A 24461-nucleotide genomic window follows, 5' to 3' on the forward strand; every position below is an offset into this window, starting at 1 on the left:
TATCCGCAATGCTGCCGCAACTAATCTTAGTATATCATGAAATTTGCTGTAAATTCCATATATTCTGATTCATTATCATAAGATCCTATAGGAATACTATTTATCTGCAGAAGTGAGCATTTTATTAACCTCGTTATATACGCTGCTCTTATATCTAGTACTGCCTACAAAAGCTTCTTAATTCATATTTATCCGAAGGCAACCATTACCCCCATCTTCTTCTTCAAAGTGGGGGATAAGCACTGCTACACCCCTGGATAAGTTCTTCTAAGGTTCAGCTGGAAAAAGGTATTCCTTACAAGCAAACTCCACCTGAGCCTAAGAATCACTTGATTATTTGAATTTCTAAGTTACCTGTAACAAGTTTACTGTTCCTTACTATACCAATTTCTGATAACTAATGTACTTTCTTCACTTGGGTAATACTGTTTATCCTTATCTTGCTTACCTATTGCAAATACAGAAAACCCCAGAAACCATGGCTCATTCTCAAATTCTCTTCTATAAGCTTCAAAGCAATTAGCTTGTTCAACATTATTTACAATGCTATTTTCATCTGGATCCCATGGATGAAATGATGCTTCATCAGTTTTAGGAAAACCAATCTCTCCAAAGAAGATAGGTTTATTCCATTTATCATAAAAATTTTTTACCTCTTGTTTTATATTTTGGTTTCTAACTTCTCCATTTACAGATATCTGTGAACTTTCTATTGCACCTACAAGATTTTCCACAGTATTTATGTCATTATTTGTAAGTTCGAAATAAGCCGCAATAGATATAAAATCTAGTTTTGAAAACAACTTATTATTTAGCTTGTTTTCATAGTCAGTAATACTTTTAGTATCCCATGATGCCGTATACCACCAATTAGTTCTATAGGTTACTAATCCTTTATAATAGGTTCTAACATAATCTATGGTATCACACCAATTTTTTTCTTCAGGTTCTATATTTACAAAATTACTCCCTATGTTTAGTGCATCTACATTGTATGGTACTGCAATATCATCTATTAATATCTTTAATACATTTGCCCTCCAATTTGAAAAGAAAGTATCCATATCATCTGGATTCCAATCTGTTTCACTCATTTCTCCTTCAGCTATCCATGGGTAAGGCTCTAATATTATTTTTATATCTCTACCTTTTAATTGCTTTATCAAACTTATTGCTGTACTCTCACTATCTTTATCAACTTCCATATTACTTGAAGATAGATTATCTATTTTTATCTTTACAGGTATGTTTAAAGTATTCAATTGAAACTTATCTATATCACTTAAGGCTTGTCCAATATCATAGTCTGTAGATAGATTGCCTGATTTAATCTTCTTTCCATTTAATATTTCATCTTTAATATTAAAGTTTAATGTATATTTCTTATTCAAAGTCTTACCTTTAGTAGAATGTACTTGATTTCCAATATCTAATATGTAACTTTCACCTGCTGTATATCCGCCTTGAGGAGCCGTTACTGTAATTGTTTTACTATCCTGACCTAATTGTATTCCTACGTTTACTTTGTTACCTTTGCTATCTATTACAGTTATCCCTTGTTTGGTTGCCTCATCAAATGCAACATCATTTGTAAATTTGATTGTCCATGTTTTATTAGCATTTACTGTTTGATTATCAGTAAAGTTTACTGCTTTTACATTAGGTGTAATTAATAAAAAAATACCAAAAAAAGTTGCCATTAAAATTTTGTTTTTCAATTTATCCATCCCCTTATTATTACTTATATGCTTAATTATATATTTTCTGGCAACAATAATCTACATAGTACTCTTATATACCTAATAGGTTTTGCACAAAGAATCCCTCCATCCTGAGCGGGTTGTATATGCTTGCAATAGTTTTATTGAATCTGACTTACTAGCATAAAACCCCAAGTGCATTGAATCTGGAGTGGACGTCCAGTTCTGACCTGTTATTACAATGATATCAGGATTTTTGGAAATTACTTGTTCTGGATTGATTGTATTCATACCTGTAACTACTGAAGTTCCTCCTTTTTGAATTCTTACCATAAACGTTATTTCCAATCTGCTGAAAATAAACCCGAATACTTAACCGGCATATATTTATCAAAAAATTCTTTTCTATCTTTTTCAGGATTTAAGTCCTCAAATTCACTTGGAAATAAGAATTTTGCCATCGCCTCAATTCCACAAAAATTATATGGATAAACAGTATAGTTAAAATGTACTGCATATAATCTTCCATTTTTTACTGCTGATAAATCTGACCATCCTGCTCTCTTTTGAACATATTCATCTAGATGTGCACTTGCCTCCTCTTTAGTTACATAATATCCCATACGCATAATATTAGCAGTTTGATCCCAATTAGCCCCACCTATCACTATTATATCTGGATTATCAGTCAATACTTTTTCAGGGTTCACTGGATTTGATCCTTGTCCAACACTTATATTATCAGCACCTAACCTATTCCATAAATATCCCCAGCCATCTGATGTGTCTCCTCTAGTTCCTCCAATTTCCGTTGGTGTTACATTACCACATTCAAAATATAATGTTGGTCTTTTAGTACCTGCTTTAAGTAGTTTATCAACCCTAGCCAATACAGAATCAGTCTTTTTATTTGCATCTTCAACCATCTTCTCAACCTTGTCTTCTTTTCCAAGCATTTCTCCAAGCATTAACATACTCTTTTGAACACCATGGAATGGATCTGAATTCATATCTGTAAATACAACTGGAAGTCCAGCTTCTATCATTTTATTGACACATGACTTAGATTTAAATTGTGTGTCAACAATAATAAGATCAGGCTCTAAATTTACAACGGATTCTAAACTAATAGCATCATCATATATACTTCCTAAACTTTTAATCTTATCCATATTAAATACTTCTGAATATTTTTTATATCCGTCTATATCGCTATCTTTAAAATTCAGTCCCAGAGCAACTACTTTTTTATCAAACTCTTTTCCTAAAATTGCAGACATATAATATACGTCCATAGATCTTACTAATACAATTTTATTGATATCAGTTGACAAAGTAACTTTTCTGCCTGCCATATCAGTATATGTTTTTGTTTTAGCTGTATCCTTTGATGTTTCATTTTTTACTGCCGTTGTACCACATCCTGCTAATGATACTATAATTGTTACAATAAGTAATAGACCTAGCATCCCCTTTTTTATTTTCACTTTGATTCCTCCCATTCACATTAACTTATTATTTATTCCATTGAGCCCACTGTATACCTGAATATGGCATTTCCATATATTTCCCGAAAAATTCTTGAATATCTTTATCAGGATCTAAATCGCTAAATTGCGTAGGATATAACATCTTTGCCATTTCCTCAACACCAGCAAAACCATAAGGACGACCATAAAGGTTGTAATGGAGTGCGTAAAGCCTTCCATTTTTAATTGCATTTAAATCAGACCATCCTTCTCTTTTGGTGTAAAGGCTTAAATGCTCACTAGCACTTTGCTCCGTTGCAAAAAATCCAAGACGCATAATATTATCAGTTGGACTCCAGTTAGCTCCACCTATGATAATAATATCAGGATTTGAGGCAAGTACCTTTTCAGCATTTAATGGCTGGCCTGTGACACCAATACTAATATTATCTGCGCCGAGTTTGTACCAAACATAACCCCAACTAGTTTTCACATCACCATCTGTCTGACCAATCTTATCTGGAGCTACATTGCCGCACTCCCAATATAATACGGGCTTTTTTATTCCACTTGAAATAACTTTTTGAACTCTTTGCAGCACAGCATCAGTTTTTTGGTTAGCATAATCCACCATTTCATCAACTTTTGATTCTTTGCCTAGCATTTTTCCTACCATTTTTATACTCTTTCCAGGTCCATAAAAAGGATCGGAATTATTATCCATAATAACAACAGGCAATCCTGTAGAAATCATTTTCTGTATGCAATTTTTATTGTAGAATTGTTTATCAACGATGATTATATCTGGATTTAAATTCACAACAGATTCAACATTTATTGCATCATCATACACGCTGCCAAGCACAGTCATTTTATCAAGATTCTTGTATACTTTTGAAAACATATTGTATCCATCAATATCGTTACTCTTGAAGCTTTGGCCTACAGCCACCAATTTTGTATCTAGTTCTTTACCTAAAATTGAAGAGAGCATATATATATCCATTGTTCTCACAAGTACAATACGTTTAATATTAGTAGAAAGTGTCACTTTCCTACCAACCATATCTGTAAAAACCTTCGTTTTTGAAGCAGTTGAAGATGAATTTGATGATGTTGAATTATTAGAACTACATCCAGAAAATACAAAGATAAGTGCAGTTGTCAATAGTAGCCCAATAATTCTAATTCCTAATTTTTTGTTTTTCATTTTGATTCCTCCTAGGCACATAATTAATTAAATTTGAGATACTATTTCATATTTTGGGGCTTCGGCAGCAATGTCAACAAATTCAATAACTTGTTTACCTTGTTTATTTACATATATTTCACTATCAATTTTATATATTTCCCTTATCATTTTTTTTGTTAAGACTTCCTTAGGTGTTCCGTAAGAATAAATATTACCATCTCTCATGACAACAATATTATCAGCATATCTTGATGTGAGATTTATATCGTGCATTACAATTATTACAATCATTTTTTTCTCATATGCCAGACTTGATACTGTATTCATCAATGAAAATTGACGATGTATATCTAGATTATTTAATGGCTCATCTAATATGAGAATTTCTGGTTCTTTAATTATTGATTGAGCTAATGACACCATTTGAAGCTGACCGCCACTTAATTCATTAATTTTATTTTTTGCTAAGTGCTGCAATTCAAAAGCATCTAAAATATCATTTACCTTTTGTTCCTGTTTTTTACTAACTTTAAGATTTAGTGTATTTATTAGTCCTAAAAGTACAGCTTCAAAAACAGTAATTGAAGCATCATTTTGTGTTGTTTGGGGCAAGTAACCCACCTTTTGCTTAATAAATTCTTTTTTCTGTTTCTTAATGCTTTCACCTTGGTAATACATTTCACCATCACACTTATATATATTTAAAATACACTTAACTAGTGTAGACTTTCCTGAACCATTTGGCCCAATGATTGCAGTTACATTATTATGAAAAGTCAAACTAATATTATTTAGAGAAAATTCAGAAGAATGTTTATAATTAATATTCTGTATTTTAAGACTCATACGCCTCTCACCTTCCTTGTTTTAAGATAAGTACACAATTTATTTAGCTATATACATATACTATTATTCATCTTTCCAGTCTTCAAAAAATACTCCAGAGTAGCTAATAGGCATATATTTAGAAAAGAATTCTTTTAAATCTGCTTCTGGATCAACATTTTTAAATTGTTCCGGCCACAATTTCTTCCCAATATATTCAACAACTGCAAAATCAAAAGGATATTTGGCATAATTAAAATGAAATCCATATAATCTACCATTTTTAATAGCTGAAAGCTCACTCCAGCCAGATCGTTTCGTATATTCTCCTAAATGTTTTTTAGCTTGTTCTTCAGTGACAAAATAACCAAATCTCATAATATTTGACGTTGGATTCCAATTTGCTCCACCTATCATAATCATATCAGGATTTGAACTTAAAACTATTTCAGGATTCAGTGATTCTGACCCATGCCCTTCTCCTATATTTTCAGCACCTAATCTTTTAAGCAACGCTCCAAATCCAATAGATGTCTCTCCTCTTGTGGTTCCAATTTCCTCAGGTGTTACATTCCCCAATTCAAAATAAACAGACGGCTTTTTCGAACTTTCTTTTACAGCTTTATTGGCAATTTCTAGTGCATTGTCAATTCTGTCTCTAGCATATTTCACCATTTCATCTGTCTTTTCTTTGTACCCTAACATATCACCTAACATAGACATACTGTCCAGCATACTATATAATGGATCCTTTTTAGGATTAGAGCCATCCGAATCAATAAAAACTACAGGTAATCCAACCTCAATCAATTTTTTAACGCTGCTCTTCTGCATAAAATAATAATCAACAATAATAATGTCCGGATCGAGCTCCAGCAGTTTCTCACTGCTTACCGAATCATCATATATGCTTCCACATTGTACAATTTTGTCCATGTCAAAAGTTTGTGAAAACTTTTGATACAAATCTATGTCATTGGTTTTTAAATCCTGCCCTAGAGATATTACTTTTTTGTCAAAATCCTTACCCAATATGGCCCCTAAAATATTTGTTTCCATATATCTCAGTGTGACAATTTTATTTATGTTAGTTGATAATTTTACTTTTCTGCCTGCCATGTCAGTGTATGTTTTCGTTGCAGGTGTATTCTTTGCTGTTTCTTCTTTTTTTGCTGTAGTGCCGCATCCAACCAAAGATATCAACATGACTGCAATGAATAACATACTCAGCAGTTTTCTCTTCATATGAATCTTTTTCATTTCAATTCCCTCCAGTTTGTATATAATTAATTTAAATATGAGATACTAATTAATATTCTGTATTTTAAGACTCATACTCTTCTCACCTTCCTTGTTTTAAAATAAGTACCAATAAAAACGGAATACCTATAATTGAAGTAACTATTCCTAAAGGAATCTGTACTCCTGATATAGCAACCTTGCTTAACACAGATGAAACTGATAACATAAATGCTCCAGTTAACATAGATGCTGGAATAAAAAACCTTTGTTCTTCTCCTACTAAAGATTTAGCCACATAGGGTGCGACCAATCCAACAAAGCCTATGGTTCCAACAAAGCAAACTGCGATGGATGTTATTAATGAAGACAATATTAAAACCTTTGTTCTTAACTTTTCTACATTAATCCCTAAAGCTGCTGCAGTACTTTCCCCCATACATAATGATGTCAGCTTCCAGGATTCTCTAAAGAGAATTGGTGTCACTATTACAAGTACTACAAACACTATTGTATCCTGCTGCCATGTAGCTCCTAAGATACACCCTTGTGACCAGTTAGTTATACCTCTTAAAATTTCATCTGGTACAAAGTATGTAAGAATAGAATTTAAGGCTGTAAACATAAAACTTATTGCAATCCCAGCTAAAATTATTGTTCCTCTATCCTTTTTTATCTTTCCAATAGTATAAATAAAGAAGGATGATATTAATGAAAAAGCAAAAGCAAATATAGGTGTGGCATAATTATTCATATATTGGGGTAAAAATGCATACCCGAAAATCAAAGATATTGAGGCTCCAAAAGATGCTGCCGAAGATATTCCCAGTGTATACGGACTAGCAAGATTATTATTAAGTATAGTCTGCATTTCCATACCTGCAATTGCTAATCCTGCACCAGCTAATAGTGCCATAGTTGCTATTGGTAATCTGATTACCCTGACAATTATATTCACTTTTCTGCCCAGTGACTCAGGGTTCGTTAATGAAGTTATCACATCAAAAATATTCAACATTGCCGGTCCAGTTGAGAGATCAATTACAAAGCTTATTAATACAAGTAGTATTAAAATCATCAACGCTATTACTTTTCTCATAATAACTAACTTGTAATTTTGAGACTTTCCAATAGCAATTTTTTTAGAGCTTATATCCACAATTTCTCCCTCCTTCTAAACTAATTTTTATCAATATTTTGCAATAAGTTTATAAAAATAAGCCAAATTCAATATGTCCTCAACCAAAAATGACATTCCTTCAACCCCAGCATAACCACTTTTGCTAATACTAATCTTGTCAAACACTGGATATGTATACTGCAGAAAAGGAATATCCAGTTCATTAGCCAATCCTCTCTCAAAAGACGATCCAAAAATCATTACTGAATTGGATTTAAAAACTTCATCTCTTATCTCTTCCCTGTCTTTTTTTTGTTCAGTATCAATTAACACATCTACAACCATTTCAAGTTCAGCTTCTAAAAATTTTTTTAGACCATATATTCTTGCCTTATCTCCTAAAACAGCTACTGGCATACCCATAAAAGTATCTATAAATGAGTGAAGTTCATTTAATAATTCTAATGATAAATTTTCCTTTTCATCAAAATTTTCATGGACTTTAATTGACAATGCTGCCAGTATTTTATTTACAAAAATTCTACTACCCGTTATTCCATATGGATAACTGACGGTTATATACGATGTTCCAAATTTTTCCTTTAACATTTCTCCAACAAACTGGAACCCATCTAATACAACATTTACCACAGCTGATGGTACTTTCATAATATTCTCATAGCTATCATAGGGAAAAACGGAATTTATATATATGAAATCTTCCAGCATATTCTCTATATTAATTAAATCCGAATCAACTTTGTAATCATCAGAGAAAAAGCCTATTAAATTAATTGAATTTTTAATTATTTCTCTTGGCATCATTTCATCTATTAATAGTTTAAATGCACTTTTCATGCCTCTTATACCTGCATCATTGAAACCTGGTTCATTTAATAAAAAAATATTTTCTAAATTGTTCTTCTGTTTAAACCTATTAATGACATTTAGGGCATCATCATTTAGTATTTCAGGTATGCATCCCGTTATCACATATATAACCTGAGCCTCATAGAGTTTAACTATATTTTCTAAAGCTTCTTCTAAAATTTTTTCTCCTCCATTTACTATCTCTTCTTCATAAATAACTGTAGATGTCTGTCTTATATCGCTTATTTTTGATGAAATATGAAATGCTAATGTTCCCCAGTTACAGCCAACTGTTGAATGAATTAAAATTACGGAATCTTTAATGCTTATAACTACTCTGTATGCTCCAAATAATCTACACTCACTATCACAATTCATCTCATTTTCCTCCTCTCTGCAGCCAGAGAATATCCCACATTTTTTTGCTTACCTCCTCATTGACATTCACACCATTATAATTATCTAAAAGTAAGCTCTTATCCTCACGAAATACAGTTCTATTGATCATATCTATATAATGAAGTATGAATTTTTCATAATTATTAAAATCTAATGGTATAAATGATGGTGGATTAATATGTTTAGGATTTTGAATATGTGTATCCCCTATGCATAAATCTGCACTTTCTTCAAATGTAATGATTTTTTCTATATCAAAATTAATTTTCCAATTAACCTCATAATCTAATTCATTTAAACCTTCTAGTATATTTTCTTTTGCCATCTCAAACAATGTATCTTTAGAAAATAAACTCATATACCCATTTTGTTTAACTGTAACAACTACATATTTTATTTTTAGTTTTAACACGCAGCCATAAAAATAAATTAATTTATATATATCTCTAAAATCTTCACAATATATAGCACAAGTGTATTTACTCATCTTAAGCAATTTTTTTTCTACCCTCTCCTGAATATGAACTTTTCGCTCATTTAAGTACCTGCCTAATCTCTCATAAGCTCCAATTTTCTTAGCTATATCTATATAAAATTCTTCAATTCCATTTAGACCTCCATAGCCATAATCTTCGTTTTTGACTATCATAAATTCCGTTCCATATAATTCTTTCATTTTTATTACCCATTTAACACGGCTTGTTATTATATTAAGTGCTGCTCTAGGTGCTGTTTCTAGTTCTTCAACAGAACAATTTGGTATAAACGCATTTATTTTTATTCCCATCTTCTCCAATTCTTTTTTTATACCATTTACCATGGCATCTTCATGAATTCCCCAGTAAAAACCACATATGTTTATAAGAGTATTGTCTACTTCTTGAGGTTTCATTACATTTTCAACGATTACCTCCATAGCTTCTGAAAACCCACAACTTTTTAAATTACCATCATGAATTTTTTTGTTATCAGTGTTATTTTTACAAAAACTTTTTCTTGCATTACCTCTCTTATCAGCATGTGAAATCTTTTTTGATTTAACAAATAATAGCTTACAAGTAATTTGAGGCTGTAACTCTCTAATAACTCCTTCTATATCATCTCCGGTCATATCAACAGAGGATGCTGGAATAATGCCAATTAATGATGGACTATATTTTTTCGCCGTTTCAATAATTGCTTCCTTTAATTTTTCACTTCCCCCCATTATAATATCTGTTTCCTTTAAGCCCGTACATTTCAGGTTATATGCTGGCTTCCAGCTCCTTCTGCAAACATATCTGTAATGAAATCCACATCCGCTAGAACCATGTAAAATAGGAATGGCATTTTCAATTGTTGAAATTGCAAATATTGCTCCGGCAACCTTTCCACTTGGTGTAAACTTATGAATATATGGAACTCTATCATATAGATAACTATTTTTATAAAACTCTCTCAAACTTGTCTCCATCTTCCCCCTCCTTTCTATAACTAAATGTGGGCACTCCCAAAATTTTGGAGGCATTAATCCATTTATGACAAATCGGTACAAAATCATGCTAAATTGTATGAAACATATTATTTTCGTATTTGATTCATTATAATTTAATTTTATATTTATCACAATACTTTTTTAATATTTTATCATAAATTATATATATTTTTTAAAAAATTAATTATTTTTCAGGAAATTATTATCTATTTATCAATAGTGAAATCATTAATAATTTACTATATTTTGTAAAATTATGTTGAATTTCATTGTTTTTAATCAGAAAGTATGATGGTAGATTCTACATGCAAAATGTAGATTACATTATTGATATTTCGAACATAAAAAACCAGCCTAATATCAATATATTAAGCTGGTTTTACTCTATAATTTTCCTGCTCCATTTCGGCATATTCTCACTTTTCCATACTTATTTTCTTATTGAGAAATTATATCATGAATTACCGGATTTGATTTTATTTCCTTTGTATTTCTATACTCCTTGATTTGCTGATTACATTGCTGAATTATAAATACTGCTATGTTATATGCTGCTTTAGGATTTCGAAAACGAGCCATATTATTCTTAAGATATACTATCTTTTTTTGATTAAATGCATATAATTCTTGTATTACACTTGATATTTTTTTATAATTTTCACAAATACAGCCTAATTGATACTTTTCTATAAACTCCGGATTTTTTTCTTCCTGCCCCTTTAACGCGCCAGTTATAATAATTGGTTTGCATAAATTAACAGCTTCCATTAAAACATTCGGGCTAGCTCGTAAGATAAGAATATCCGCTTTTGTCATATATTTTTTTATTTCTTTCGTGAAACCAATTATACTGACCTGCTCCTCTGAATATTCTGCTAATTGTTTTTCTAACTTTTTCCTAAGAGCTTCATTCTTTCCAGCTATAATCGTAACATTGCACTTACCATTTTTTAGAAGTTTCTTTGCCATTTTAAGTACTTGCCTGGATCCTTGGCTTCCATTTATAAAGAGCACAGATATACTGCCATTAGCCGAATCTTTTACTTCTATATCAATATCCGGTATATCACTGCAAAATTCTTCCCTTACTGGAAAGCCCACTACCTTTAATCTTTCTGAAGGTATTCCCAAGGATTTCATTTTGTCTTCTGCTTCCTTAGTGGGGCAAAGTATATACTTTGCTCTTGAATCCGCCCATAAGTTCGAAACATTGTCAAGATCTGCAATAAATGAAATGACGGGAATTTCCATATGTTTTTTTTCTAAAATTCTTGTTACAGAACCGGTAAAAACCGCATGGACTGAAATAATAATATCAGGCTTTATCTCCTTCATCAATTGAAGCAGCTTCTTCTTAATGATCCGAGAACACATTACATTAATAGTATTTACCATGTGATTAGAAAGTCTGTATACCCATCCCCATATAAGGGGAGCATTTACGGCTATAGGGCTATATAACTTACTCAAGAACCTAAAGAAATAATTCCCCATTGAAAATCCATCCACCACTTCCAAATGTTTCGTAGCATCCAGCTTTTTTATTTGATGCCTCAAGGCCTCTGTAATACTTTTATGCCCATTTCCGGTATTATCAGCTGAGATAAATAATATTTTGCCGGTGTACATGAAGGGTATATGCTTAACTTTGCACTTTTTTATTTTATTACTATTTCTGTCCGGCCTTTTCATTATTGCAGCCATCCTTGGGCGGTTGTACCTTTGTATTATAACAAATGGAATATTTACCAAAACTGCCACTGCCAACATCACAGTATTTACCCAATTTACTTGATATAGAAAATACAGAAACACCGTGAATATAATACTCCAATGGCATATTTCAGCTCTGCAGGTTTCTGTAATAAATTGCTTAACATACTCTTTATCTAAAGATACCATTTTTTTCTTTTTAAACACTTCTGGAAGAAAGTTCCCCAACTCAGGCAATATGCCTTTCCACTGCTTTACCTTAAAAAACCTTTGGTAAAACAGTCCTTTCTCTTCCCATTTTCTTTCCCGAAAAAAAAAGTTATCTTCATAAAATTTGTCTCTTGGTAAAAAAAGATACCACACAGTATTTAATAAGGATAATAAAAAAAATACAAATATACTTTTAAAAATATTTATTCCCATATTACTGCTAATCCTCCTCTACACAATGGGATAAGGAGTATTCTTTCCTTTTTTCCTTAGGTTCAATTGCATGATAAAGCAGTATATTAAAAAGTACACTTATCATGATCCCTCCGGCTACATCTACTATGGAATGCTGCTTAATCATAACTGTTGATAGACAGATCAATACCATTAATATGCCTGATTTTTGTTTTCCGTATTTCACCCTCTCAAATGCCTTTGAGTGACATAGGGCTGAATGTACCGCAATGGAGTTGATTACATGAACACTTGGACAGATATTGGTTGGAGTATCCGTTTCATAAATGAGCCTTACCATAAAAGAAAACGGATCATTTCCCAGAACAGCAGGCCTTAACTCCTGACCATTCGGGTAAATCATATAGATAATATAAGCGATACTCATTCCTCCTGCTAAAAAGATAAGCAGCCGATAAAAGTCTCTTTTAGAATAAATCCCGGTATAAATGACACCATAAGCTATATAGGGAAACCACAGCAAATAAGGGACAATCAATACAGGTACCATAGGAATCAGATCATCCAGCGGACTGTATACCATATACTCTGGTACTAAAGTTACCTCCAAATATTTAAACCAGATTAAAATAGGTATCAACATAAGTACCCAATAGAAATGCCTATGGGTTTTTATAAAGTTCCTCAATCGTTTCAATTTATCCTCCTTGACTTATAGAATTCCTTTATTTTTCAATGAACAAGACACCTAATGTATTCTGTCCACAATGGCTTGAAACAGTACATACTGCATTTGTTTCATATACCTCATCAAAAATTACCTTTTGATTGACAGCATTTTCAAACTCTTGTGCCGCTATACAGGCATTCTGGTAACAACTTAAAAATCCGCTGCCGATGTTTATATGGGTTACTGCGTATAGTTACGATTTTAAAATCCTGATTATCCCAAAGTTTATCTCGCAGTCAGCCGACGAAGTGTATATCCAGCCTCCCGAAGCAAAGCTGTCAGCTTAAAATTGTCTACTTTTAGTAAGTAATTATACCATACCTTGTTATTATAATAAAGTATATCCACTTCATTTTATCTTTTTAACACATTGGTAAGCTGCTGCAAGAGCACCGGGCACACCACCAATCTGCATTGCCCAGCATGAACCAATATATAGATTTTTTACCGGTGTTTTTACATTCACGCTCATAGTGTTTTTATAGAACTTCTTCTTTGGGTTCCAACTCCATGAGGAACTTGCTCCATCGGTATTATGGGTAAATCTTTCATAAGTCAGTGGAGTTGCAGCATCTTTATATTCGACATATTCCTTTAAATTAGGGATCAGTCTTGATGCCCTTTCTATCATTGCATACATAGCTTTTTCTTTCAATTGTTTATATATCTCCTTGTCACCTTTACCCCAATTATTCATCCAATGGTGAGGCACCATAGTCTGAAGCATCAATGAGGCTTTTCCTTTGGGAACATGATTGGGATTTATCATTGACGGTGAATAAAGTGAAACAGACGTCTTACTGAAAAACTCTCGATCTTGTGAATTATAAATATCATAATCAGGGTTATTATTAAAAAAAATTACATGAGGAACTTTCATATATTTGCCAAGTTCTTCAGTTGACATATTTAACCCCAAATATACTGTGAAAAAGCTCTCTGAAACAGCAGACCTGTTAATATTGTTCAGGAGTTCCTGTGGAATAAGACTATTGTCATCTAAAAGTTTCAAGAAGGTTTTCTTATAATCTCCGGCAGAAATAACATAATCTGCTTCATAAATGGTGTTTTTACATGAAACTCCAATTGCCACTCCATTTTTTGTGATTATCTTATCAACAAATGAGCTCAGTTTCAAAACTCCACCCAACTTCCTGAAGTTTTCAGCTAGAACGTCGGCCCATGACTGCATCCCACCTTTCACAGTCCAATAATCGGTGAGCATTCCTGGTAAACTGGCGCCTACAAACATGGCCGGCATATCCGGATATCCAAATCCGCTGAACAGCTTAAACAATTTTGAGTTTTTTTCAAAATAAATTTGGGCAAAATCCGACGAGGTCATATCTCCGTACTTTTTCGATAGTTTCGTCACTTTTGGACTGTTCATGATATATGGAATCATTAATTTTAATAATTTAAGTCCACTTAAAAGAAACGGCATGGGTTCATCTACGTTCCCCATTAGATCAACTATTTTATCCAAATCTAAAAACACCCTATCAAGCTTTTCTTTATCGGATGGAAAAGCAGAGTAAATCATTTTTTTAAAATTATCGTAATTCTCAGGAATCCCATCAATATCCTCCGAAACAAATCTCATTTTCTGTTTCACGAAGTCTATCTTTTCAAACACTCCGATATCCTTCATTGCCTTAAATACTGATGCTGAGGCTTCAAAAGAAAGAGTACCGCTCTCAAAATAATAACCATTCCTATAAAATCCGGCAGTATAGCCGCCAGGCATGCTGTGAGATTCAAATATGGTTACTTTATAGCTATTCTTTGCAAGAAGGTTTCCTGCAATAAGGCCACCAATTCCCGAACCGATTATTACTATATTTTTCATTTCATAACCTCCTCAGTTTATAATAAATTATCGTGTTTTAATATTATGTTTTTACGTGGAGTTGATTTAACTTGTATCATTTCGTAAAATAAAACCTTTCGCCGGATATCCAATTCTATCGTAACCAGAATTTAATCACTTCTAGTTTTGAATCATTTCTCTTACAGTTTTTATAATTATATCAGTTAATTTTTTAATATCTCCGTTATTTATTCGATAAGCTGATGTATCTTTTCGAGTTGGCTTCGGGTCAGAAGTCAATAGATCAGCGATATGCAGATCCATAAGTGCGTCAGGTTCCTTTCCCACTCTTTTTTTCAATTCACCTGCTAGTTTTGGATTTGCACCATCGGCCCCACCGCTTATTGAAATGAAAGCATATTTACAGGGATTTGTTTTAAGGTGCTTTAAGTAAGCACGAAGCGGTGTAGCCACTTGTCCCATCCAAATTGGTGCAAAAAAGAGAATCAAATCATAATTTCCTAATTTATCAGGTGTTGTTTGTACCTGTGGTGTTCTGTTAAAAATCATGTCCAGAACAATTGAACTAATAGTCCTAGATTTAGTTTCTTTAATTTTGATGTGTTCCACTACAAGTTCTTCTGCTATACTGTTGGCTAAAGCTTCGTTGTTGCCGGTTAACGAATAGGAAATAACTGCCACTTTCATAATAAAACCTCCTAAATTTTTCATATATATTCTTGCCACATTGCAAAACAAAATCCTTCTCTATTTTTTCTGTGCCTTAATGAGAGCATTTTCCACAGGCTTCAAATAGGCTTTTGAAGTAAGAGTAGCTCCACTGATGACATCTACATGCAGCGACTGGGCTTTTATTACTCTATTATATAGCTCGCCTGTAAATTCTGGCTTTTGATTTTCTTTATGCTCTAGTATTTTAATATCAGTAATCTTGCCCGAGGACACGGTAACCTGTACTTTATTGGCTCTCCATTTGTAAATCCCGCCTTCGTACTCCCCGATATAAGTACCGTCGTTCAGCTTGCTGAAATTCACAGCGTCAAGAGAAAGATTTTTAGCTTCATTATGTTCTTTTGATATATACCGCCAGCCCACTGCTCCTACTATACCTAATACAGCAATAATTGCAAGAAAAATAACCCATCCAATTTTTCTTTTTCCCTGTTTTTTCATTTTTAACATTACTCCTTTTCACAATAATTATGCTTCCCATTTAATTTATTTTTCCACTTTGTAAGATTATTCTTTTCCAGAGCAATCCATCAGGCCTTTCATTGTAAATTCCGCTAAGTATTCTAAAACTTGTGGAAAATATCTAAGTCCAATCTCTTCCTTGTGTGTTTCTATATTAACTAAGGCAGAAAAAATCGCCATAATCATCTCAGCATCTATGTCATTTCTCATTTTCCCTTTAATTTGCCATTTTTTTACTATTTCAATAAAATTGTCATATAAAAAAGCAACACAATCAAATCCGTTTTCCTCACGAAAACTTTGTTCTATTTTATTAAAAACATCTCTGTTATACCATTCTTTTAAGATGGGATTTGATGTCATTCCTTTGAGATTCAGAAACATGATTTTCTTCATAACATCTATGGGGCTGGCTTCTAAATCAACAGATTCCATTATGTTCCTTTTTAGTTTCACGTTTTCTTCCAAATAAATCTCCATAAACAGCTTATCTTTTGAAGGATAATAATTATAAAAAGTACCGGTAGCCATACCAGCCATTTTTGTTATTTCAGCAATACTTGTATCTTTGAACCCTTTGGAACTGAACAACTCCCTCCCACACTTTAATATATCCGCTTTTTTATCAATCATGTAAGTTACCTCCCTGTAGTTTGGAAAATCTCTTTATTTATGTATTCACGCAATAATATGAATGAATACTTTTAAATTCATTCATATTCTAACATAGACAAATATTTTAGTCAATTATGTATATAAGAATACTGTTAATAAGGTTTAGATGGAGATAAGTATTTCTCTATAGCAAACTCCACCCGAACCTAAGAATCACTTCACATTTGCTACTTTATTTCTGTTCCAGTTTTCTGATAGCTGGAACCAGTGGACAAAGTACCGAAATTCCAATGATTAAAATGCCAGACAGCAAGAACCAATGGCTCACGCCGATTCTGTCAGCAAACGCTCCTGAAAGAATTAAGCCAAAAGGCATAGCTAGAGATATGATGCTCCCTGTTAGAGAAAATACACGTCCCAAATATTCAGGTTTAATTTTCTCCTGAAAAAGGGCTGTTTGAACGCCGCTGTAAAATGGAACTGAAAGTCCCATAATTCCACAACACAAAACAAAAAAGATGAATCCATTTGAAGGAAGTAGCCCCGAAATAGTCAAACTAACTCCCATCATAAAAATAGACGCTGTTATTAAGGTGATTCGCTTTTTATAGCCACCAAACAGTCCTAATAGCAAACCTCCTGTGAGCATTCCAGCGGCATAGGCTATCTCTGTAATAGAGATATGCATCGGTGTTCCGGCAAAGTGTTCCATGCTGATTAGTGGATAAAGTGCATTGATTGGCATATAAACTAACATATATAGTGTTCCTATCAATAACAAGGCAAATAATCCTTTATTTTCTTTCAAGACAAAAAGCCCTTGTTTCATCTCTTCAATAAAATTTCGCTTTAAGTTCTCTTGCTCTATATTAACCTTGGGAATGTGAACAAGTGCCACCGCAATACATGCAATCACAGCACCTACCACATCTATAGCTATGATTGCATTTAGTTCCCAAACAGAATATAAAAAAGCCGCAGCAGCTGGACTAAGAATGTAGCTTATGGACTGCAAAGATTGACTGTAACCAGCACATTTAGTTAATTCTTCTTCTGGCACTAAAAGAGGAGTTACCGCACTTAGTGCAGGAGAATGGAAAGCTGTTCCAACACTGCGAATGAACAAAACTACCATAACTATCCAGACTGGCAGTTCCATGTATATTGCAATAAGAGCTAATACCCCACCAGCCAAAGCAATAATTAAATCAGCATAAATCATAATCATCTTTCGATCATAACGGTCAACCAATACACCAATGGCAGGTCCAAAAACCGCATATGGCAGAAAGCCAATTAATGAAGCCATTGACAACACCACTGCAGATTGAGTTTTTTCCGTAAGGTAAAAGATAATCGTCATCTGCAGAATAGCACTAGTAATAAGTGAAACTGCTTGTCCTGTCCATATAGTAAAAAATTTTTGTTTCCAATTTGAATTTTCTTTTGTCATATCTATTCTCTCCTTGCATTTTTATTATTGGTTTCATACTGGCTTTAGGCAATAAAAAATGCAGGCTAAAATCCGCAATGCGAGCTTTAGTCTGCATACCAACGTTAAAAAGACATAGGAAAAAACTATAACCTCAAATGGCTACACTTCACCTGTATCTATGTCTCTATTCGTAAAATAAGTACAACAAAAAAGCCCACTTTCATGGATGTTTTTACCACTTTTTTATTGCCAGCTTATCTTAAACGTACAGAATACATAGATAGAATGCCCTCCTTTAATTCACTAAATTTTATGTCATTTTATCATAAATAATATGATTCTGTCAATTATTATAATTAATATTAAAATCGATTTAACACAAGGTTATTACTTTATTATCTTTATTAAGAGACAAGTCTTTAACTATTTTGCCTTGTGTTTTATTCCCTATTAATTCATAAGTTATCAACAACTTATCCACAGGTTATACACATTATCCACAATATTCTACTAACTTCTTAAAATAAAAAAATAAGTACCAAAACATTGTTGGTACTTTCATATAAGTGAGATTGATAGGTATTTATAACTTAAGAATAATATTATTTTAGATGAAGGTAGCATATATTATTTATAGTTATCACGATATAATATAACTATTAATTGTTATGATATCATTATGCGTATGTTAAAAAATATAAAAATAAGCACCCTAAATGACGAGCGCTTATTTTCAATATTATTTTATACATAATCCTTCTACATCTCTTTATCATATTTGTAACGATAATAACTACTATATCCTACAACAAAGAGATATGCAAAAACTAAAAGAAGAAGAACTGTTAAATCAATACCCATTAAAGCAAAGGCAACCATCAAAGCACCAAATATAAATATCATCATATCGTATCCCTTCGCTTTTGCCCTGTTTCTAATAGCACTATTACGTTCATCCTGTGTATCAATTTCTATTTGTTTTTTTATATCAGGATAATTTTTAATTGCTCTGTGGCTGATTATTTCCCCCATACCACGACCAAAAATGCCACATCCAAGGCCGATACAAATATACGGTAGAGCTTTCATCATTCCTTGTGGGTCAATAGGCTTAATAATTGCTTTAACGAGATATAATCCTATACTTAGCAACAATAATCCAATTATAATTGTAATGTAATGAATACTATTTTTCATTTTTTCTCCTCCTCATAAATAAAAATCTCTTCAATGCTCATATTAAAGTATTTTGCTATTTTAAATGCCAATATTATTGACGGGTTATATCTACCATTTTCAAGTGAACCGATTGTCTGCCTTGATACTCCAAGTGCCGCTGCCAAATCTTCCTGCTTTATGCCATGTTGCTTTCGTATTTCTTCTAATCGATTTTTCACATTTTTACTCCTTTCTACGGAAAGCAAACTTTCCATGTCTTTAGTATATCATTATCGCTAAAAATGTCAAGTAAGCTTTCCATAAAGTTTGGATAATAACTTATATAAAAATTTCGATTTTCTACCGTATTTTTAAGTATCAAAGAACATTGTTTATATTTTCATTTTATACTCTAACCTACATATCCCTGTTAACTATATTTTCAATCAACCTATGCCACCTTTTTGTAACTGCTCCTTGAGACATATTAAATTTTATCCCAACGTGCACAATCTTTATGACAATCCCAATCATCTACTCCTCTACCAATATTACAATGTACTCTTTCTTGCTTATATTTACTAGGCTCATCAATATAGTTCATAAATCCCCATCCACATCATTTTTGAATATTTTAAGTCTGGCCGCTATCAGAGAACTTTTTTAAGTGCGACGCAAAAACACCGTAGAATTCAATTGAATAATACAGTGTTTCAATAAATTGTTAAATAAGAAAATACAAATTAAAATCACTATGCAGTCTACTCTATTTTTCTGTTGATGGAACAATAAGTGGTACCTGAGAGTTTTTTTCACTTATACCTAAATCATACTCAAGAATAACTTTCCCTTCTTCTCCGGGCTTAAGTATTGAGACATAATTATTCCCATAGTCTACACCTGTTCCTTCATAAAAATATTATTGTAGCTTGCACCCTAAATGGTCCCATTGGCAAACCAGCAAAAAGTGAAATTCGAGAATTCAGCACTCTAATTCCTGGAATGCAAGACCTCAAAGCATGAACAGCCTCTGAAGATTGTCACTTTATAGCAATAGAAAGCACTGGCATACACTGGAAGCCAATTTACAAAACACTTGAAGATTTATTTGACAGCCTGTTCACTTTGTTTCACAATGTCAATCTAACAGTTAATTATTTTGACCAATAGGTCGGGCGAACTATCATGATAGGTAGCTTTGTATGTGAATCTCCCTTAGCCGTATTGATTTGGGCTTGAGTAAGAAAAATACTATTTGTTAGATTAGCTCCACTAAGATCGGCATCTCTTAAATCAGCTCCAATTAGATCAGCCCAACTTAAATCAACTCCCCTAATGTTTGCCGCAATAAGACAGGCTCCCCTCAAGTCTGCACCTCTAAGGTTGGTTTTTCTCAGATCCGATCCAAAATAATCTGATCTAGGAAAGGTGACATTACAACTTCTTGAAGTAATATTCTTTTTTCTGTGGAACTTAGTACGTACTAAGTTGCTGGTATTTTTTAGCAGTACGTTAACTTTAGTTCGATGAGCTGCTATATCCAATGTTAATAGAAAGTCAACATCAAGAAGAGTAAGTTGTTTAGTATTGTCTATTAATGAACTTATCTTCTCCTTAATATGAGGGTCTTTTTGCAGAATAAATGCTTCAGTAAGATACCATAGCATCTCATGAAGCTGTCGCATAATCAAAAATGTTTCAAACATTTTATTAGCACATTCCGGGTTTTTAAGCCAATCATGTCCACTAAAAGTAACTTGTGATACCTTCTGACCAGCACCAAAGCAATCATAAGCAGTACATCCCTTAAGCCCCTTATTTCTCAAATTTTTGTGAACAGAGCAATTAAAGTTAGACTGTAAGTTTATACAAGGTTTGCCAGCCTCTTTATTCGTTGGAAAGCCTTCTGACGCCGAAAAATACAATGCTACACAACATAGCCCGAAACATTCTTTACAATCAACCCTTAATTCTTTAGTATACTTATCTTTGTATGTATATATCATATTTATTTACCTCATTTTAGAAAAATAGGAATGATTTTTTTCTCTTAAATTATATCATATACAGCCTGTACTTCAATGTCTGTATAATACTTTCGTCATAATTATTTGCTACTATGTCACAACATAGGAAGATTATGAGCTACACTCACCACGACTAATGCTAATTTTATTCATAAAGGTAAATTAAAATGCGCTAGGCTTATTTTATTGCTTTTAAATGCTGAATGTCCTAACATATATAATATCTCCTTTCAAAGTATTCCTTGCCAAATACTTTACAAATAACACCTGTAATTCTTCATCAGCTTTACTTATCCGAAGGCTACCATTGCTAACACCCCCATCTTCTTTAAAGTGGTGGATAAGCACTGCTACGCCTCTGGATAAGTTCTTCTAAAGTTCAGATGGAGAAAGGCATTCCTTACAAGCAAACTCCACCTGAACCTAAGAATCACTTGATTCCCACAATTTGAACAAATCTTTGAAGTATATGCTTCGTTAATCTTTACTATTTCAACATCATGCAATTTTGCCTTGTATGTTAAATAGGTTTTAAACTTGCCTAATCCCCAATTTTCCTTAATACTTCTATTAAACTTTTTAATCTCTGAGTTTTTTATCATTTTCTCTTGTGATAAATTCCCTATAACTATAATTTTATTATCTTCTATCATGTTCTAACTGATTTATTTGTTCTCTTGCAGGATAACACTGTATTTTCTTCATAAGTATAACTTTGTTTTCATCTTTCTTCTTGAACATCTTCTTTTATTACTTCCTTTACCACGTTGATTAACTTTTTTTGTTTATAACTTCTACTTCCATAAAGCCTTGCAGAAAAAACATGAACTATTGTCATTAAATCTTCTATCATTTCTTGTTCATATGTTTTTTCTTCTGCTTTATTCATAATAACAATCTCTATATTAAATCTTTTACACATAGTTTCAAAGAAGTCATATCCAAATCTTGCAAATCTATCTTTATAAGCTATAATAATTCTTTCAACTTGATTAGATAATATTAAATCCCACATTTTCTGAAACTCAGGCCTATTATAATTTAAAGCACTTCCTATATCAGAAAATATTTCGTCAATAACATAGCCTTTAGCTATACAAAATTGTTTTAAGTTTTCAAGTTGATGTTTTAATTCATTTTTTTGCTTATTTGAAGATACTCTTGCATATATTAATGTCTTTCGTAATAAAGGTTTTCGAATCATATTTAAAGCCTTCAATAAATGTTCTTCTGTATACCTTCTATGTCCACTATCCAACTTTATAGGACTTAATTTCCCTTCTTTGTCCCAATTTCTTAATGTTTGTATTGTAACACCTAATTTTTCGGCAAATTTTCCTATCGAATACATTATTTTCACCTCTAATACTAGAGTACCAAAAATATATAAAATAATCAATATATTTTTATGGTTTTTTATACATTTTTATTAACTGTTATTACCACCACATAAAATACTTTGATTATAGGCAAAGCATTTTTTTTGAATAAAGAGAATCTCTTGTACACAGGTAAGGCTAATGCAACTGCTGCTGGATATAAAAAGAATGAGATAAGCTGACCTCCAATATTAAAATCTTCATATTTTATATGCAGTTTTGTAAGTAATATAATCAATATAGCTATGGCTATTAACAAAGGGTTAAAAATTTGTTTTTAAAAATACAAGAGGTCGGCCATATTAATCAATTCATTGACACCTATAAAATAGAATGATATAATAGACAGAACAGTCTATTATATACCGAAAAGGAGATGAATTAAATAAAAGATAAATTGAAATTATTAAGGTAGGAGGCTTTATAATGACGTATAAAACTTTATTATTAGAAAATCGTAACAGAATAACAATCATAAAAATGAATACTCCCCACAATTTAAACGCAATCTCCCAACAGTCAGTGGAAGATTTGTTTGATGTTCTCCAAGTGATTAAAAATGATGATAATTGCCGGGTTGTTATTCTGACTGGTGAAGGGAAAGGATTTATTGGAGGTGCAGATATTAAGCATATGGCCGGCTTGGACGCAATAGAAGGCGGGCAATTCTGTTTTGCTGTGTCAAAGTGTACATTGGAAATGGAGAAAATGGGGAAAGTATTTATTGCGGCTATTAATGGATTTGCACTGGGAGCTGGTTTAGAAGTAGCCCTTGGCTGTGATATCCGAATATTCTCAAAACATGCCAAAATTGGATTTCCAGAAACCGGCTTAGGAGTTATACCTGGTGCCGGTGGCGCACAGAGACTGCAGCGGTTAGTGGGAATAGGGAAAGCCAGTGAGATAATATTTACTGGTGACATCATCAGTGCAGATAATGCGTTAAGGTTGGGAATCGCCAACCAGGTTACAGAACCGGAATCATTAATGGATACAGCTATGTCCATGGCAGAAAAGATTTTAACAAAATCTCCAGTAGGCACCCGCTTGGCTAAGGAAGCCCTGCAAAAAGGCAGAGATACAGATTTGGAAAAGGCTCTTGAATACGATAAAAATCTATTTGGTTTATGTTTCTCAACAGAGGACAAAAAAGAAGGAATGGCTGCATTTATTGAAAAAAGAAAGCCAGTCTTTAAGTAACTTCAATTCGTAATTTTAATATATAGATCCAAAATTAAATTAATTCTATTTTTAAGAATTAATTTAAATATTACCTCTAATTTTCTAGATTAATTCCTCGGAAACTACATAAATTATAATATCATAAATCAATAGAGGAGGAAATTAATTATGTCAAAAAAGCCATTAGTTCCAGGTGCAGAAAAAAAATTAGATAAGCTTAAAACAGAAACAGCAAATGAATTAGGTATAGATTTAAATAAAAAGTATGCTGCGGATTTACCCTCAAAAGAAATTGGAGCTCTAGCTGGTCCAACAGGTGGTAATATGGTTAAAAAAATGATTGAGGCTTATGAAAATAAATTGTTAAAATAAATCCATATTTGTTACAATCCAATGTCCTATATAACAACTATTTGTAAATAAAATAGACACCCTAAATAATGGGTGTCACTTTGTGATAAAAGATTTATTTTTTTATATTTATGTGGTATCTAGTATAGTTAC

General features: G+C 32.5%; 23 protein-coding genes and 1 pseudogene. 2 read left to right on the plus strand and 22 right to left on the minus strand.

What is annotated here, in order from left to right:
• Positions 1–365 precede the first annotated feature (365 nt).
• The 22 genes and pseudogenes from BS101_RS14120 to BS101_RS14225 all read right to left on the minus strand — a co-directional run.
• Complete coding sequence (locus tag BS101_RS14120) at positions 366–1718, minus strand: glycoside hydrolase family 113 (protein WP_242951276.1); 1353 nt, start codon at positions 1716–1718, stop codon at positions 366–368.
• Between the two features lie 81 nt (positions 1719–1799).
• A complete protein-coding gene (locus BS101_RS14125) occupies positions 1800–2033 on the minus strand; it encodes a hypothetical protein (RefSeq protein ID WP_073539402.1) in 234 nt (77 codons plus the stop codon).
• Positions 2034–2038: 5 nt separating this feature from the next.
• Positions 2039–3187 carry an ABC transporter substrate-binding protein gene (locus BS101_RS14130; protein WP_073539403.1) on the minus strand — a complete coding sequence of 383 codons (1149 nt, stop codon included), beginning with the start codon at positions 3185–3187 and terminating at the stop codon, positions 2039–2041.
• Between the two features lie 28 nt (positions 3188–3215).
• On the minus strand, positions 3216–4379 hold the full coding sequence (locus BS101_RS14135; RefSeq protein ID WP_073539404.1) for an ABC transporter substrate-binding protein: 1164 nt from the start codon (positions 4377–4379) through the stop codon (positions 3216–3218).
• A gap of 27 nt (positions 4380–4406) precedes the next feature.
• Entirely contained in the window at positions 4407–5207 is an 801-nt protein-coding gene (locus BS101_RS14140) for an ABC transporter ATP-binding protein (protein ID WP_073539405.1), read from the minus strand.
• Positions 5208–5270: 63 nt separating this feature from the next.
• Positions 5271–6446 (minus strand): ABC transporter substrate-binding protein, encoded by a 1176-nt coding sequence (locus BS101_RS14145; protein ID WP_073539406.1) that lies wholly within the window; start codon positions 6444–6446, stop codon positions 5271–5273.
• Between the two features lie 82 nt (positions 6447–6528).
• Positions 6529–7584 (minus strand): FecCD family ABC transporter permease, encoded by a 1056-nt coding sequence (locus BS101_RS14150; protein ID WP_073539407.1) that lies wholly within the window; start codon positions 7582–7584, stop codon positions 6529–6531.
• 30 nt (positions 7585–7614) lie between these two features.
• Positions 7615–8793 (minus strand): nitrogenase component 1, encoded by a 1179-nt coding sequence (locus BS101_RS14155; RefSeq protein ID WP_073539408.1) that lies wholly within the window; start codon positions 8791–8793, stop codon positions 7615–7617.
• 1 nt (position 8794) lies between these two features.
• Positions 8795–10267, minus strand: coding sequence for a nitrogenase component 1 (locus tag BS101_RS14160; protein WP_073539409.1), 1473 nt, complete (start codon positions 10265–10267; stop codon positions 8795–8797).
• A gap of 459 nt (positions 10268–10726) precedes the next feature.
• Positions 10727–12424 carry an MGDG synthase family glycosyltransferase gene (locus BS101_RS23900; RefSeq protein WP_242951277.1) on the minus strand — a complete coding sequence of 566 codons (1698 nt, stop codon included), beginning with the start codon at positions 12422–12424 and terminating at the stop codon, positions 10727–10729.
• Between the two features lie 7 nt (positions 12425–12431).
• Positions 12432–13103 (minus strand): phosphatase PAP2 family protein, encoded by a 672-nt coding sequence (locus tag BS101_RS14170; RefSeq protein ID WP_073539410.1) that lies wholly within the window; start codon positions 13101–13103, stop codon positions 12432–12434.
• 382 nt (positions 13104–13485) lie between these two features.
• On the minus strand, positions 13486–14985 hold the full coding sequence (locus BS101_RS14175; RefSeq protein ID WP_073539411.1) for a phytoene desaturase family protein: 1500 nt from the start codon (positions 14983–14985) through the stop codon (positions 13486–13488).
• Between the two features lie 141 nt (positions 14986–15126).
• Positions 15127–15654: a flavodoxin family protein gene (locus tag BS101_RS14180; protein WP_242951278.1), complete on the minus strand. Its 528-nt coding sequence runs from the start codon at positions 15652–15654 to the stop codon at positions 15127–15129.
• Positions 15655–15714: 60 nt separating this feature from the next.
• Positions 15715–16140, minus strand: a complete 426-nt coding sequence (locus tag BS101_RS14185) for an FMN-binding protein (protein ID WP_073539413.1) — start codon at positions 16138–16140, stop codon at positions 15715–15717.
• 66 nt (positions 16141–16206) lie between these two features.
• On the minus strand, positions 16207–16794 hold the full coding sequence (locus tag BS101_RS14190; protein WP_073539414.1) for a TetR/AcrR family transcriptional regulator: 588 nt from the start codon (positions 16792–16794) through the stop codon (positions 16207–16209).
• Between the two features lie 214 nt (positions 16795–17008).
• Entirely contained in the window at positions 17009–18229 is a 1221-nt protein-coding gene (mef(A), locus tag BS101_RS14195) for a macrolide efflux MFS transporter Mef(A) (RefSeq protein WP_073539415.1), read from the minus strand.
• Positions 18230–18970: 741 nt separating this feature from the next.
• Positions 18971–19408 carry a DUF6442 family protein gene (locus BS101_RS14200; protein ID WP_073539416.1) on the minus strand — a complete coding sequence of 146 codons (438 nt, stop codon included), beginning with the start codon at positions 19406–19408 and terminating at the stop codon, positions 18971–18973.
• Positions 19405–19608: a helix-turn-helix transcriptional regulator gene (locus BS101_RS14205; protein ID WP_073539417.1), complete on the minus strand. Its 204-nt coding sequence runs from the start codon at positions 19606–19608 to the stop codon at positions 19405–19407. The genes BS101_RS14200 and BS101_RS14205 overlap by 4 nt, the downstream gene beginning before the upstream one ends.
• A gap of 915 nt (positions 19609–20523) precedes the next feature.
• Entirely contained in the window at positions 20524–21375 is an 852-nt protein-coding gene (locus BS101_RS14210; protein ID WP_073539418.1) for a pentapeptide repeat-containing protein, read from the minus strand.
• Positions 21376–21746: 371 nt separating this feature from the next.
• A complete protein-coding gene (locus tag BS101_RS14215; RefSeq protein WP_073539419.1) occupies positions 21747–22049 on the minus strand; it encodes a zinc ribbon domain-containing protein in 303 nt (100 codons plus the stop codon).
• A gap of 68 nt (positions 22050–22117) precedes the next feature.
• Positions 22118–22747, minus strand: coding sequence for an IS607 family transposase (locus BS101_RS14220; RefSeq protein ID WP_073539420.1), 630 nt, complete (start codon positions 22745–22747; stop codon positions 22118–22120).
• A 110-nt stretch (positions 22748–22857) separates the two neighbouring features.
• Positions 22858–23046, minus strand: a pseudogene (locus BS101_RS14225) (LrgB family protein); the annotation flags it as partial.
• A gap of 155 nt (positions 23047–23201) precedes the next feature.
• Between BS101_RS14225 and BS101_RS14230 the strand changes: the two are divergent.
• Both BS101_RS14230 and BS101_RS14235 read left to right on the plus strand, forming a co-directional pair.
• A complete protein-coding gene (locus BS101_RS14230) occupies positions 23202–23975 on the plus strand; it encodes an enoyl-CoA hydratase/isomerase family protein (RefSeq protein ID WP_073539422.1) in 774 nt (257 codons plus the stop codon).
• Positions 23976–24125: 150 nt separating this feature from the next.
• Positions 24126–24329, plus strand: coding sequence for an alpha/beta-type small acid-soluble spore protein (locus BS101_RS14235; protein ID WP_073539423.1), 204 nt, complete (start codon positions 24126–24128; stop codon positions 24327–24329).
• Positions 24330–24461 lie beyond the last annotated feature (132 nt).

It is taken from the genome of Clostridium kluyveri, assembly GCF_001902295.1.
In the GTDB taxonomy this organism is placed as follows: domain Bacteria; phylum Bacillota; class Clostridia; order Clostridiales; family Clostridiaceae; genus Clostridium_B; species Clostridium_B kluyveri_B.